Annotated in this window: 12 protein-coding genes; 3 read left to right on the top strand and 9 right to left on the bottom strand. The window is 59.2% G+C overall.

Annotated features, from left to right (window positions below; genetic code table 11):
- Positions 1–47: 47 nt before the first annotated feature.
- Positions 48–1,466: an NAD(P)H-dependent flavin oxidoreductase gene (locus B7444_RS12600; protein ID WP_007283844.1), complete on the top strand. Its 1,419-nt coding sequence runs from the start codon at positions 48–50 to the stop codon at positions 1,464–1,466.
- Position 1,467: 1 nt separating this feature from the next.
- Positions 1,468–3,468 (top strand): FUSC family protein, encoded by a 2,001-nt coding sequence (locus B7444_RS12595; RefSeq protein WP_007283845.1) that lies wholly within the window; start codon positions 1,468–1,470, stop codon positions 3,466–3,468.
- A 23-nt stretch (positions 3,469–3,491) separates the two neighbouring features.
- Here B7444_RS12595 and B7444_RS16410 read toward each other — a convergent pair whose 3' ends face one another.
- From B7444_RS16410 to B7444_RS12560, 7 genes are all read right to left on the bottom strand, one after another.
- Positions 3,492–3,947, bottom strand: a complete 456-nt coding sequence (locus tag B7444_RS16410) for a hypothetical protein (RefSeq protein WP_146911351.1) — start codon at positions 3,945–3,947, stop codon at positions 3,492–3,494.
- Entirely contained in the window at positions 3,944–4,864 is a 921-nt protein-coding gene (locus tag B7444_RS12585) for a VOC family protein (RefSeq protein ID WP_231502879.1), read from the bottom strand. Before B7444_RS12585 ends, B7444_RS16410 begins: the two co-directional genes overlap by 4 nt.
- Before the next feature lie 108 nt (positions 4,865–4,972).
- Complete coding sequence (locus tag B7444_RS12580; protein ID WP_007283847.1) at positions 4,973–5,392, bottom strand: DUF1489 family protein; 420 nt, start codon at positions 5,390–5,392, stop codon at positions 4,973–4,975.
- Positions 5,393–5,414: 22 nt separating this feature from the next.
- Positions 5,415–6,497: a nucleoside hydrolase gene (locus B7444_RS12575; RefSeq protein ID WP_007283848.1), complete on the bottom strand. Its 1,083-nt coding sequence runs from the start codon at positions 6,495–6,497 to the stop codon at positions 5,415–5,417.
- A 35-nt stretch (positions 6,498–6,532) separates the two neighbouring features.
- Entirely contained in the window at positions 6,533–7,684 is a 1,152-nt protein-coding gene (gene hemW, locus B7444_RS12570) for a radical SAM family heme chaperone HemW (RefSeq protein WP_007283849.1), read from the bottom strand.
- Positions 7,681–9,705, bottom strand: coding sequence for a potassium transporter Kup (locus tag B7444_RS12565; protein WP_007283850.1), 2,025 nt, complete (start codon positions 9,703–9,705; stop codon positions 7,681–7,683). The genes hemW and B7444_RS12565 overlap by 4 nt, the downstream gene beginning before the upstream one ends.
- Before the next feature lie 107 nt (positions 9,706–9,812).
- Entirely contained in the window at positions 9,813–10,547 is a 735-nt protein-coding gene (locus tag B7444_RS12560) for a YggS family pyridoxal phosphate-dependent enzyme (protein WP_007283851.1), read from the bottom strand.
- Positions 10,548–10,568: 21 nt separating this feature from the next.
- On the opposite strand from B7444_RS12560, the gene B7444_RS12555 reads away from it, so the two are divergent.
- On the top strand, positions 10,569–11,909 hold the full coding sequence (locus B7444_RS12555) for an RsmB/NOP family class I SAM-dependent RNA methyltransferase (RefSeq protein ID WP_007283852.1): 1,341 nt from the start codon (positions 10,569–10,571) through the stop codon (positions 11,907–11,909).
- Between the two features lie 57 nt (positions 11,910–11,966).
- On the opposite strand, the gene B7444_RS12550 is transcribed toward B7444_RS12555, so the two are convergent.
- Together B7444_RS12550 and B7444_RS12545 are read right to left on the bottom strand one after the other, a co-directional pair.
- Positions 11,967–13,343 carry a sensor histidine kinase gene (locus B7444_RS12550; RefSeq protein WP_007283853.1) on the bottom strand — a complete coding sequence of 459 codons (1,377 nt, stop codon included), beginning with the start codon at positions 13,341–13,343 and terminating at the stop codon, positions 11,967–11,969.
- Complete coding sequence (locus B7444_RS12545; RefSeq protein ID WP_007283854.1) at positions 13,340–14,059, bottom strand: response regulator; 720 nt, start codon at positions 14,057–14,059, stop codon at positions 13,340–13,342. Before B7444_RS12545 ends, B7444_RS12550 begins: the two co-directional genes overlap by 4 nt.
- Positions 14,060–14,455: the final 396 nt, after the last annotated feature.

Raw genomic sequence — 14,455 nt, 5'->3', positions numbered from 1 at the left:
GCAAGGCCCCGCCTTTTTTGTGTGAGTATCGGAGACATCGAGTCCCCATGAAGTTGATCGACACCCTTCGTTTTGGTGGTCAGGATGTTCTGCCTCTGGTTGAGGGAGGCAAAGGTGTTTCTGTCTCCACCGGTATCTCGGCAGGTCACTGGGCTGCTGCCGGTGGAATTGGAACCATTTCTGCCGTCAACGCTGACAGCTATGACGAGCAGGGGCGTCCAGTTCCCCAGATCTATCATGGTCGTACCCGCCGTGAGCGGCAGCGCGAACTGATCCGTTATGCGATTGATGGTGGTATCGCGCAGGCGAAGATCGCTCATGAGATTGCTGGCGGCAAAGGTCGTCTCCACGCCAATATCCTGTGGGAGATGGGCGGCGCAGAAGAGATCATCGAGGGCATCCTTGAGGGAGCCCCGGGTCTGATCAATGGTTTGACCTGTGGTGCGGGCATGCCGTATCGCCTGTCCGAAATCGCGGTCAAGCACGGCATTCCGTATTATCCCATTGTCTCCTCAGGGCGCGCCTTCAATGCGCTTTGGCGTCGAGCTTACAGCAAGGCGCCGGAACTGCTTGGTGGCGTGGTCTATGAAGATCCGTGGCGGGCCGGTGGCCATAACGGTCTCTCCAACACGGAAAACCCGCTGAACCCGGAAGATCCGTTTCCGCGTGTGCTCGAACTGCGTCGGGTCTTGCGTCAGTATGGTCTGGATGAGACGCCGATCATTATGGCGGGCGGTGTCTGGGCGCTGGAAGAGTGGCAGGACTGGATCGGGAACCCGGATCTGGGCCCGATTGCATTCCAGTTCGGGACGCGTCCGTTGCTCACGCAGGAAAGCCCGATCCCGGATGCGTGGAAGCGCCGTCTTCTGACGCTGAAGAAGGGAGATGTGTATCTCAACCGCTTCTCCCCGACCGGTTTTTATTCTTCTGCGGTGAACAACAGCTTCATGCAGGATCTTCGTGGTCGCTCTGAGCGACAGGTCGCCTATAGCCCGGAAGCGACAGCAGAGCTGGATGCGTCTTACGGCGTCGGCGCGCGCAAGCGCGAAGTGTTTGTCTCTTCGACAGACCGTCAGCATATTGCTGGCTGGGAAGCGCAGGGCTTCACGGAAGCGCTTCGTACGCCGGATGATACTCTGGTTTTCGTCACGCCTGACAGTGCCCGTGAGATCCTTGCAGATCAGACGAACTGCATGGGCTGTCTGTCTGCCTGCAAGTTCTCCAACTGGATGCAGCGTGAGCCTTACACCAACGGACAGAAGGCTGATCCGCGCTCCTTCTGCATCCAGAAAACGCTTCAGACGATCGCCCATGCCCCGAATGATGAGCATGCGGATGATGTGGTTGACCACAATCTGATGTTTGGTGGCACGAATGCGTGGCGTTTTGGAACCGATCCCTTCTATGCGAACGGATTTGTTCCTACAGTCGGTCAACTCGTGGAGCGTATTCTGACAGGACGATAACATGACGGTGCGTGATCCACTGGCGCGACAGGCTTCATTGAACCGCACCCGTCACCTGACTTTCCTGTCTCAGTTTCTGGCGCGTCATTCGGTCCCCCTCAGCCCCGAGCAGCTTGCTCCGGCTGAGGGTGTCCGGGCGGCTCTGGCAACGGTTGTTGCTCTTCTTCCTGCTCTTTACTTTCATCAGGCTGTTTTTGCCTGGGCTGCTTTTGCGGCGTTCTGGTGCTGCCTGATTGAACCGGGGGGAACAGCGCGGGAACAGTTCCGTATTCTGGGCATCTTCACCGTTGCGGGTGCCGTACTGGGTGGTGTGGCTTCCCTGATTGCCACCTCGCCTTTCTGGGGTGTTCTACCCTGGCTGATCGTGACAGGCCTGTTTGTGGGGCTGGCACGGGCTCTTGTGCCCAGTATGGCTCTACTCTGTGCCTTACTGGGATGTGTGATGCTCGCAGGGATTGGTTTCCCGGCGTCCACGCTTCAGGATGCGTTGACGATCAGCTACGCGTTTGGTGGCGGCGGTCTCTGGGCCATTCTTCTTTGCCTCCTCATCTGGCCACAGCATCCTTATGCCCCTGCACGCCGTGCGGTGGGAGGGTGTTATCGATTGCTGTCCGTCATGGCTGGGGAACTTGCTGCAGGGCGCCTGCAGGAAACCGTTCACCGGCAGACAATCCGAACGGCCATCGAGCGGGCGAGGGGTGTTGCGCTTCAGATTGATGCCGGCCATGCCAGTTACAGCATGCGCGGACGGCTGATTGCGTCTCTGGCAGGGGCGGAGCGTCTCTTTACGGCGATGCTGGCTGTTGAGCATCTCGTGGAAACACGCGGCCTGGATTTCGAGGCACGGGGAACGCTGGCGGCGTTTTCAGCGCTCTGTCAGCATGCGAGTGAGGCCGCGCTTGCGCCTGTTCCCAATCTCGAAGCGCTGTCTCATGATGCGTTGACGCTCGCAGGTAGTATTCGCGTCCGGTCGGGCACGATCAGCGAGCTTGTTGCGACCAGTGCGCGCACATTGGGAAATCTTGCGGAAGGGCTGGCGGAAAAAGCCCGGATGCCTTTCGATGCAGAAGCACCGCGGCATGTGGCGCGTCTGACGCCGGTGATCTGGCGGCATGCGCTGCGGATGGTCGTCGGCCTTCTGGGAACATATCTGGCGACTGAATGGCTTGGTCTCACCTATGGGTTCTGGGCGCTCGTTGCATTTCTTCTCGTGATCCAGCCTTCCGGCCAGACAACGCTCGTACGGGCTCTGGAACGTGTGCTGGGAACGATTGGGGGTGGTGTTCTGGTTCTGATCGTTTCGCCGTTCCTTCCAGGTCTGTCGGAAATGGCGGTGGCGCTGGCCCTGTTCGTGATCGGGGCGATTGCGATGCGGGCCGTGAATTACACGCTGCTTGTCATGTTCCTGAGTGCGCATTTCATCATTGTTACGGAAATGACGATGCCGTCTCACGGCATTGCCTGGCTGCGTATTCTCGATAACACGCTGGGAAGTCTGATTGGCCTTGGCTGTGCGTTTGCAGTCTGTCCCCAGCGGTCGACGCAGGACATGAATGGCCTGCTCCGTGCTGCCATTGTTGGTAATTTGCGATATCTTGCTGCTGTCCTGAACGGTGGTGACACACTTATGACTGACAGAAGCCAGCGTCAGGCCGGGGTGGATACGACACGAGCCGAGTTTGCGCGTGGATCGTTACCGATCCTGGGTGGATTATCGAGTGTCGGGCAGGAAAGTGAACACACGCACAAACTGCTTCGGTCGTTGCGACGGCTGAGCGGTGAGGTAACGCTTTTGCGCTTTGATATGGCAGCGGGCCTTTGTATGCCTGATCCCGAGGCTGCAACATTCTGGCAGACCAGAGCGGACACTCTCGCCGCCGGAGAACCTCTCGCAGATATTGCGGCGGAACTCGAGAGCGGAAAGATCAGGTCCGAAATCGCGGCCCTTGAGCGAGTGGATCGGACGGTGTCCGTGCTCCCCGAAACACCCCTCAAGTCATAATGCTTTGGTGCTGGACGGCTCGGTTAGGGCCGCCCGCCCGGACCGCCTGGTCCCCCTCCGCGGCCACCTCCGCCACCTGGTCCATGCCCGCCACCGCCATGACCGGGGCCACCGTGGAAGCCTCCGCCGCCTAGGCCGCCGCCTGGCCCCCCGTCCGGACGGCCGCCTCCTCCGGGAAACCCGCCGCCGGGTCCACCCCCTGGGCGGCCCATATGGCCGCCACCGCCAGGAGGCGGGCCTCTACGATCCATGCGACCGCCCTGCCAGCGTCCGCCTCGGCCAGGATAAGGACCAACAGCGTATCCCGGTCCCCAGTTGCCCCAACCACCGTTCCCCCAGCCGGTATTGTAGTAGCTGCCGCCGTAATAATCGCCGCCTCCATATCCGCCGTATCCGTCATATCCGACACAGCCCGAAAGGAAGGGGACGAGGGAGAATGCACCGACAAGTGCCAGAGTGCGTGACAGACGAATGATCATTTCGCATCTCCTGTGGCCGCAGCATCATGCCATTCCATCACACCGAACGCTGCTCCGGCAGGGTCTGCAATGATGGCAATAATGGTGCCCTGTCGGTCGGGATGAGGCTGAACCAGCACTTTTCCGCCGAGTTCAGCAGCTTTTTGGGCAGTGGCCCCGACGTTGTCGACCTGCACGAAGTTCATCCAGCGTGCATGTGCGCCAACTGGCAGGCGCGGGGGGAGAGGGTTGATGGTGGCACGGGGTATGGATTGGGATTCCAGAAGATAGGAGCTTCCCCGTTTTGTATCCGGCGCGGCTTCAACCTGATAGCCGAACAGTTTCTGATAAAAGCCAGCGGCTTCGTAGGGGTTGCTGGTCAGAAGCGCGTTCCAGACCCATTCCCCCTGTTGCGGAGGCGTCGTGTCATCAGGTGTATCGCCTGTGGCGGAGCGCAGGGCTGCAAACAGACCGCCCTGTGGGTCTGAGATAACACTCTCATCTCCCCGGCCTACCACGTTCTGCGGTTTGAACAGGATATGGCCGCCCCAGACTTTCGCAGCATTGGCTGCGGCTTTTACGTCCTGCACGGAGATGAATGGCAGCCAGAGCGGGTCGCCATGAGCGATCATGTTGGGCCGTTCGACAAGTCCGGCAACAGGGTGGCCATTGACGATGGCCTGTGTGTACCGGCCTTTCGAGACCGGGATGTCCTTGAAAGTCCAGCCCAGTAAAGCACTGTAGAATGCTTTGGCCTTATCGAGGTCTGGGGTGGTCAGCTGCGCATAAACGATCTTGCCGGGTAGAATCTGCTCCTTTGCAGGCGCTGACGTGTCAGCCGCATGAAGAGGGGGCGCGATGGCAAAAGAGAGGCCCGTTCCCAGAAGGAGGGCCATGGATCGCCGGGTTTTGCGTGTATGAGTACGAAACAACGACAACGGATGTCTCCTTGCAGGACAGGAGGATGCCTACGGAGCAGGCATGACGTGAGCAGTTAACGCACGTCCCGTTGTTTTGTTCCAGATCGGTCCTTTTGAAGAGCAGGATCAGATCAGGGCCAGTTCTGCCAGTTCCCGACGCAGTTGTGGGGGGAGGTCAGCGATGCCGTCTCCCCCCGCGGATTGTCCGAGATCAGGCGGAGCGTCCTTCGGGTCCAGATAGCGCCAGCCCTGGAATGGACGCATCGTGCGGGGCTGCACCGGAATGATGTCGTCTGACACAACGATGAGCGTGCCTTCTGTCCCATCCGGGCGGCGGCAGGCTTCCAGCCCGATGATGGGCTGGCGGCACAGAATCATGCCGTCCATCACGCGGTACAGGGAGCCGCCGTCCAGAACCTCGGCGGCCCGTTTGGGCATGGTCCGCGTGGGCACGGCACCATGACCGTTCACACGCGGATGCTTCATTCGTTCCCGGAGAACCTCAATGGTCGGGCAACCGACGGCCAGCTTGATGATGTTCAGCATGTCGGTTGCCTTTCTTCAGGTCTTAGTGGGTACCCATGGCGTTCTGTGCCTGAGCGACGAACTCGTCGATGAAGCGCTTCGTGTCTACGGACTGAACGAGCTTCACCTTCTGCAGACCCATACCCTTTGGTGCTGTGGCTTCAGGCCAGACATGGGCGTGACCGTAATCCATGCCAGGAGCTGTGTTGATGTCCATATAGGCATCGACGGACTTCGTAACCAGATCTGGTTCGACAGCGATGGCGGATGTCAGCTCATCCCAGAGCGGCAGCGGAGCGTAGAACTTCTGAAGATACTCCGTAACGGGCGTCTTCTTCTCCGCAATGCGGTTCATCAACTCATGCGTCATCATGATGTCGTTCGAGACATTGCCAACACAGATGATGGACGCCCAGGGTGCTGTGAGGGTGATGTGTGCTGCTTCCGGATCGGCGATCATGTTGAAGTCGGATGCGAAGTCAGCATTGCCGGTGACGGACATCATGCTGGAATCCAGCAGGCCCCCCATGAACACAAGCTGCTTGGCGTTTGCTGCGAAGGTCGGGTCCAGACGGATGGCGAGGGCGAGGTTCGTCAGCGGACCTGCGGCAATGATCGTGACCTGATGGGGATGGTCGTGAACAGCCTTGATCAGAACCATGGCGGCGGGAAGCGGATCGACGGCCATGTGCGCCGTCCCATCCGGCATCTTGCCGAGGGCAGGCTGGGTCGCGGGCGTCTTGTCGATAGAGCCGAGGCCGCCCCAGGCGCCCTTCCAGGGAATGGTGCCGTACTGCTTTTCACGCAGTCGCGTTGCGGCCACCGTGTTGACGAGCGGCAACGTCGCGCCATCGGCCACGGGAATCTGTGTCTGTTTGGCGATTTCGAGGAAACGACGCAGATGGGCCGATTCAGCATTTTCCCAGTCATCGCCGATTGTGACGGTCAGGGCCAGAAGATTGACGTTGTCGCGGTTCAGCAGCGGAATGACGGACTGGATGTCCGAGCCGCCTGGGCCGAGATAGTCGTTGTCCTGAATGTAATATCCCGGAGTGGCAGGGGCAGCGGAAGCAATGCCGGTCAAAGCGCAGGCAGCAAGGAGGGCAGAGAGAATGGATCGGCGCATGGTCTCGTCCTGTTGATTAACGCCCGATCATGCCCTCAAGTGACCAATCTTGCCAGCAATGCTTCAAGACGAAGTCTGCCTTCGTCCGTCGCTTTCAGAATACCCCCCTCCCGGATGAGGTAATTCTCTTCCAGGCAGGCTTCGAGCATGAGCGGATCTACGCAGTCTTCCAGGGCTCGACCCGTACGGTGGGCAAAGCGGGTTTCGTCGATCCCTTCGGAGAGGCGTAACCCCATCAGGAGAGCTTCCCGTCCCTTTTCTTCAGGGGAAAGGGCTGTTTCATCCGTGCTGCCAGACCCTGTTTTCTCAACACGCTCTGCCCATGGCTCTGGTGCACGATGGCGTCGGGTGGCGTATAGCCCGTCTTCCAGTGTGAGGCGTCCATGCGCTCCCGGACCGATGCCGATGTAATCCGCATAGCGCCAGTATGTCAGATTATGGCGGCTCTCCGCGCCCGGCTTTGCGTAGTTGGAGACTTCATAGGGCAGAAGGCCGTGTCGGGCTGCTGTCTCGCCTGTGAGGTCATAGAGGCGTGCAGCGTCGTCAGCGTCTGGCAGGGTGAGTTCGCCTCTGCGATGCAGGGCTTCGAACTTTGTACCGGGCTCGATTGTGAGCTGATAGAGCGACAGATGATCGGCCACGAGATCAAGTGCCGTGGATAGTTCGTTCTCCCAGTCCGCATCGCTCTGGCCCGGTCGGGCGTAAATCAGATCGAAAGAGATGCGCGGAAACAGGGAACGGGCGGTTTCAAGCGCCTGAATGGCCTGCCCGGCTGAATGTTCCCGGCCCAGCATTTTGAGCGCGTCGTCCCGAAGGCTCTGGACCCCGAGAGACACACGGTTCACGCCGGCCTGACGGAAGGCGGAGAATTTTCCGGCTTCCACACTGGTCGGGTTTGCTTCGAGTGTGATTTCCAGATCCGGCTCGGCATCGAAGAGCTGATGAGCGTCCTCAATGAGGGCTGCGACCGTTTCCGGGGCCATCAGGGAGGGTGTGCCGCCGCCGAAGAAAATGGAGCGGAGCGGCCGACGGCCAAGACGGGCCGCGTCATGTGCCAGTTCCTGACGAAGTGCCGCGGCGAAGCGCTTCTGCGGAATTTCATCCCGAACATGGGAGTTGAAGTCGCAGTAGGGGCACTTCGCCAGACAGAACGGCCAGTGAATGTAGAGGGAAAGAGGTTCGGTCAAATTGCAATCCGGACGCCGAACTCCACCACGCGGTCAGGCGGGATGCGGAAGAATTCCGTGGTCGAGGCAGCATTACGCAGGAGGAGCAGGAACAGCCACATCCGCCAAAGCTGCATTTTGGGAACGCGGGAGCGCACCACAAGCTCATGGGATGTGAAATAGGAAGCCTGAATGGCGTCAAACGCCACGCCCAGCGCTTTCAGTTCCATCAGGGCACGGGGCAGGTTCGGCATTTCCATGAAACCGTACCGGACGATCACGCGATGGATGTTCGGTGCCAGTTCCTGAACGATCGTGCGGTGGCCGCGCTCTGCTTCCGGCTGGTCGAGGTTCTGCACGGTCACGAACATGACGTGCTCATGCAGGACCTTGTTGTGCTTCAGGTTATGCAGCAACGAGTTCGGAACGATATCCGGGTTGGCTGTCAGGAAGACAGCGAGGCCTGGCACACGGATGGTGCGCGATTGCGGGAGACGGGCCAGGAACGAGGCCATCGGCATGGAGTCCGCCTGCTGTTTGGCCGCAATCAGGCCGCGGCCGCGCTTCCAGGTTGTCATGACGATGGTACTGATGATGCCGATGGCAAGCGGCACCCAGCCACCATCCGGGATCTTCAACACGTTGGCGGAGAAGAACACTGCATCCACCACGAAGAAGAGGCCGAACACGGCACCAACGGCCACAGCGCTCCATTTGAAAGTGCGACGGAACACGACCATGGCCAGCACGCAGGTGCAGAGGAAGGTGCCGGTCACTGCGATACCGTAAGCCGCTGCCAGCGCTGCGGATGAGCGGAAGGACAGCACCAGCACCAGTGCACCGAAGGCAAGGATCCAGTTCAGGGACGGCAGATAGATCTGTGCTTCCTCATCCGCATTCGTATGAACGATACGGGTGCGGGGCAGATAGCCGAGCTGGATGAGCTGTCGGCAGAGTGAGAAGCTGCCCGAGATGCCTGCCTGAGACGCAATAACGGTTGCGAAGGTGGCAAGGATAAGCAGGGGGATCTGCGCCCAGTGTGGCCCCAGATGATAGAACGGATTGGCCAGAGTGGCGGGGTCATGAATCAGCAGCGCTGCCTGGCCGAAATAGTTCAGCGTCAGGGATGGCAGCACGAAAAACAGCCAGGCCTTGCGGATTGGCGCGCGGCCGAAATGCCCCATATCGGCATAAAGCGCCTCGGCACCCGTCACGGACAGCACGACTGAACCCAGCGCGATAAAGGACAGGTAGCCGTGCAGAACGATGAATTCGAGCGCAAAAGTCGGGGACAGGGCCAGCAGAATATGGGGATACAGGAGAATACCGCGGACGCCGAGAATGGCGAGGACCGTAAACCAGAGTACCATGATCGGGCCGAAAGCCCGGCCGATCTTGCCCGTTCCCATGGCCTGGGCCGTAAAGAGCGCCACGAGGACGACCATTGCGATCGGGATGATCACGTGGCTCGCTGACGGGACCGCAATCTCAAGGCCTTCCACGGCAGAAAGAACCGAGACGGCGGGGGTGATGATGCTGTCCCCGAAGAACAGACAGGTCCCGGCAATACCGACGAGGCCGAACAGCCATCGGAATTTCTGGGATTTGCAGACGCGCTGGGCGAGGGACATCAGGGCGATGATGCCGCCTTCACCGTCGTGATCGGCGCGCATGATGAGCAGGACATATTTGAATGTCACGATCAGCATGAGTGCCCAGAAAGTGAGGCTGGCCAGCCCCATAACTTCCCAGGCCGCGGCCGGATGCTTTACGGACCCTACAATGCCGACGGAGGACTGAAGGGCATAAAGCGGGCTGGTTCCGATATCGCCGTATACCACGCCGAGAACCGCCAGAAGCGCGCCAAAGCCTGCCGGCTTTTTGTGACTGCTTCCTTCGGTGTCCCCGAGTTCGGATGTATTGCCGTCCTTGCGTGCCTGATCGATGGTTTGAAGAACTTCCCCGCTCTCCACAGGAACCCCGGCACCGGGATGAGGAGGGGGAGCGTTATCGCCGTCGTGTTCTGGCATCGGTGGTTCCATTTACGGGCATCGCAGGAAACCAGCACGTCCAACACCTCACACGGATGTGTCGGAGCGCGGTCTTTCCCCCTCATGACAAGATTTCTTACAGAGATGCAAGCTGTGCGTTAGGAAGCTGTCATGGGGCGGGTGCCAAAGATGGCGCTTCCAACCCGGACAAGTGTGGCTCCTTCGGCAATTGCCGTCTCGAAATCAGCGGACATGCCCATGGAGATAACGGGCAGGCCGTGGCGCCTGGCCAGGTCTGTCAGAAAACGGAAATGCGCCGCCGGATCTTCATCTTCGGGGGGAATGCACATCAGACCACGCACTTTGGGCCCGAACCTTGTCATGCAGGTCTTGATAAAAGGATCAGCATCGTCACGCGGGACGCCCGACTTCTGGGGTTCGTTCCCGGTGTTGACCTGCACGAGAAGCTCCGGCAGGCGACCGACCTTGTCCGCAGCCTTTTCCAGCGCATCGGCCAGAGCGGGGCGGTCCAGAGTCTCGATCACATCCGCAATGCGGCAGGCGTCAACGGCCTTGTTGGTCTGGAGGCCACCAATAATGTGAAGGCGCAGGTCCGGCCATGTGTGACGAAGATCGGGAAACTTGGAGGTTGCTTCCTGAACGCGGTTCTCCCCGAAAACGCGCTGACCGGCTTTCAGAGCGGCTTCAACGGCCTCTTTCGGATGGAATTTACTGACGGCGACGAGGCCAACATCCGAGGCTGAACGCCCCGAAATTTCGCACGCATGAATGATGCGACTGCGGATAAGGGAGAGATTTTCTGCAATCTGATCGGACATGTCGGCAGAAGACTCCATTGCGTCCGAAGCCGCAAGATGCGATTTCGGCAGCATGCGAGAGATCGACGCCTGAGAATGACACAGAATACGCCCCCCCGCGGCTCCGGCCGTCCGAAGAACCCGTCCGCTTCCCGTCAGGGAGTACGCCGTCCGAAACAGGGACAGGATCGCCGTCCTGCGCCTGACCCGACACGCGACCTTGCCTTTGATATTGTCTGTGGTGTGGTTGAGCACCGCCGCATGCTGGAAACGACGCTGGATCGTGCCGGACCGATGGATCTGCGGGATCGTGCATCCGCGCACCGTCTGGCTGCGACGACGCTACGCTATCTTGGCAGCATGACCGAAGTTTTGCAGCCGATGCTGCGCCGGGAGCCGCCTGAACCTGTCCGTTGTGCGCTCCTGCTTGGCGTGGCGCAGCTTCTGCATCTGGAAACGCCGCCTCATGCGGCGGTTGGCACGATCGTGGATCTTCTGCGCCGGCGTGGACTGGCTCCGTTCGCCGGGCTGGCCAATGCGGTTCTGCGTCGGGTGGCCCGTGAGGGACGGGATCTGCTGGAAGGTCTGGATGAGGCTCGTCTGGATGTGCAGCCCTGGATGTGGGGTGCATGGGGGCAACGTGCGCGCTCCATTTCCCGTGGTCTTCATCGTGAAGCTCCGCTGGATCTGAGCATGCGCCCCGGGGCAACCATTCCAGAAGGCGGGGACGTTCTGCCGACAGGGACTGTGCGCTTCCCGGCCGGAACGCGTATTTTCGCGATGGAAGGTTTTGAGGAGGGGCAGTTCTGGGCACAGGACGTTGCTGCCGCAATGCCCGTGAAGCTGATGGGCGATGTCTCTGGCAAGGCCGTCATTGATCTGTGTGCGGCGCCCGGTGGCAAGACAGCGCAGCTGGCAACGGCGGGAGCGCAGGTCGTTGCCATCGAGAAAGAAGAAGCCCGTGCCGTGCGGCTGCGTGAGAATATCGCGCGGATGCGTGTATCGGCTGAAACGATCGTGGCAGATGGCCTGATCTGGCGCCCGCAGGCTCCTGTCGATGCGGTTCTGCTGGATGCGCCATGCTCGGCGACCGGGACGTTCCGTCGTCACCCGGACGTGTTGTGGATCAAGCGTCCCCGCGATGTGACCGCACTGGCTCAGGGGCAGGATGCCTTTATTGATGCCGCACGCGAGATGCTCAAGCCGGGTGGGATGCTGATGTATGCCGTCTGCTCCCTTCAGGATGAAGAAGGGCCGGATCGTATTCGCGCTGCACTGGAACGCGGCGGTTGGAGGCACGAGCCCTTTACGGACGCGGAACTGGCAGAGATGTCCATCGCCCGCACGCCGGAAGGGTTCTTCCGGACGCATCCCGGTCTCTGGTGGGATCGCGGTGGGATGGATGGCTTTTTCGCTGCCCGCCTGATCAAGGTCTGATGAAAAACCCCGTCTGAGCAGTCAGGCGGGGTTTTTTATGCCTCTTGAGTCCGCAGTTCAGATCTTCGGAAGATGAACGCAGACCTCAAGGCCACCTTCCGGTCTGTTGGTCATGGTGATGTCTCCACCATTGGAGCGGATGATCGTCTGGGCGGAGGTCAGCCCCAGTCCCACGCCTCCCGTTTGTCTGTTGCGGGATTTGTCCAGACGAAAATAGGGATCAAAAACGCGTGGCAGGCTCTCTTCCGGAATGCCGGGCCCCGTGTCCCGGATAAAGACCAGAAAATCGCCATTTGGCTGGATTTCGAGGTCGATTGTCGGCGGTGTGGCGTATTTGATGGCGTTCTCGACCAGATTTGTGAAGACGCGCTTTAGAGCATAGAGACGACCAACATAGCTGGCTTTTCCGGGACCCTGATATTCGACCGTATGGCCCTGGTCGCAGTAGTCATAAGCGATGGTCTGGAGAAGGCCCGGCAGGTCGAACATGATGCTCTCTTCGCCAGACGCGTCATCGCGGAAGAAGGACAGCGCGCCATCAATCATGGCCTGCATTTCGTCTACATCCCGGAAAAGGGCGGTCTGCTGCTGTGAGCACTGAATGAACTCGCCCCGCAGGCGTATCCGGGTCAGTGGCGTGCGCAGATCATGGGAAATGGCAGCGAGCATTGTCGTACGGTGTTCGATGAAACGCTGGATCTGGGCCTGCATGCCGTTGATCGTCTGGGCGACGAGAGAAATCTCTCTTGGTCCTTTTTCATCGATATGGGCCGTGCGGGGCTGAAGGCCGAGCTGCTTCACCCCTTGGGCAAGATGCTCAATCGGACGAGACATCTGACGGGATGCAATCATGGAAACGGCAATGACCCACAGCGCAAGCATCAATCCCTGAAGGGAGAGGCGCTGAGGGCTATAGAGGCCCCAGACACGTTCGAGAGCAACGCACAGGATCCAGCTTCCATCCCCGAAACGTACACCGACAAAATAAGCATCCCGAAACCGGTGACGATCATAGGGCAGACCGGATTCCTGAGAGACGGGGTTGTCTTCCTGGAAGACGACGATCTTGCTGGGGTAGCGGCGCAGGTAAGGCTGTAGAAAATGCCAGCTCTGTCCGACTTCATCTTCGCGGTAATGTCCTGTTTCGAGCAGGTGAGAGACATGACTGTCTTTCTCATACCATGCGAAATGGACTTCATTAGTATTCGCTGCCTCTATGAGGTGTGACCTGTCAGACGGCTGAGCCACTTCAACCATCCGGATTACGGTACCGACCACTCCCAGCAGCCCGGTCTCCTGAATGTCCGGTTTGGCCCACTGGCCGCCAAAAGTGAAAAACAGCTGAAGCACCAGCAGGGTGACACCGGCAGCAAGCGTAACCGTGATAGCAAGGCGGCGTGTGATTGTGTCTTCCAGCAGGGACAGACGTCTCATGAGCGTTTTACAGTCTCGGAGAAAATATAGCCGCCATTTCTGACTGTTCGGATCAGGGCCGGGTTTTTGGGGTCATCTTCCAGTTTGTGGCGCAGGCGGCTGACCTGAACGTCAATGCTGCGGTCATAGGCTGCATGCATGGAGCCGCGTGCGAGATCCATCAGTTGGTCTCTGGTCAGAACCCGCTGGGGATGTTCGACGAAGGACAGAAGAAGATCGAACTCACCCCCGGACAACATCACGAGGGAATTGTCGGCAGAGCGGAGCTCCCTGCGTGCCACATCCAGTTTCCAGCCCCCAAAGTGGAGCAGGGGACGTGTTGGTGTCTCTACTGCGGTGAGGCGCTCGGAGGTTCGTCTCAGAACGGCTTTGACCCGTGCCAGCAGTTCGCGTTGATCAAACGGCTTGGTCAGGTAATCGTCTGCTCCGATTTCGAGCCCGACGACACGATCCGTGTGATCGGCCATGGCAGACAGCATGATGACAGGAATTTGGGATGATGCCCGCAAACGGGTGCACAAACTGAACCCGTCTTCCTTGCGAAGCATGATGTCGAGAATAATGAGATCGACAGTTTCGCGTTTGAGCAGCGAGAACATCGCGTCTCCATCTTCGGCGATCGAGACATGATAATGATGTTTCTGAAGAAATCCTGTCAGAAGCGTCAGGATATCGCGGTCATCATCGACAATAAGAAGATGCGGCATGCTGGTCATTCTCCGCCTTTAGCATGACCCGTTATCTGCGGAATGTCCGGGTCTGCAAACTTGTTTCAGGCCAGACATAATTCACAATCCTGCATGGGATTTGAGTTGGCGAGCAGAGAATGTTTTCTGCATCAGATTGAGGAAGACATGTCTGCCATGGCCATCTGAAGTGACGGAAACCGGGCAGAAGAGCCGGGCCGTTACCCTTTTGGAAGGGTTTCAAAGGCTCTTTCTCCCTACATTGAAAATCGGTCCCCCTCTTGAAGGGGAGTTTTTTTCAAATGGTTACCATACTCTCGAGCTGGTTTTGTGGTTCCGACTCTTCGTCAGACTCTAGCCAGATCTGCCACAAAAACTTTCATAGGCTCAGGACTCATAGCCAGAAGATGACGGTTGCGGCGAGGC

This window comes from Gluconobacter thailandicus F149-1 = NBRC 100600 (assembly GCF_000964465.1).
GTDB classification, from domain to species: Bacteria; Pseudomonadota; Alphaproteobacteria; order Acetobacterales; family Acetobacteraceae; genus Gluconobacter; species Gluconobacter thailandicus.
Note: the sequence above shows the minus strand (reverse complement) of the source record. Positions and strands in the feature narration are given on the sequence as shown.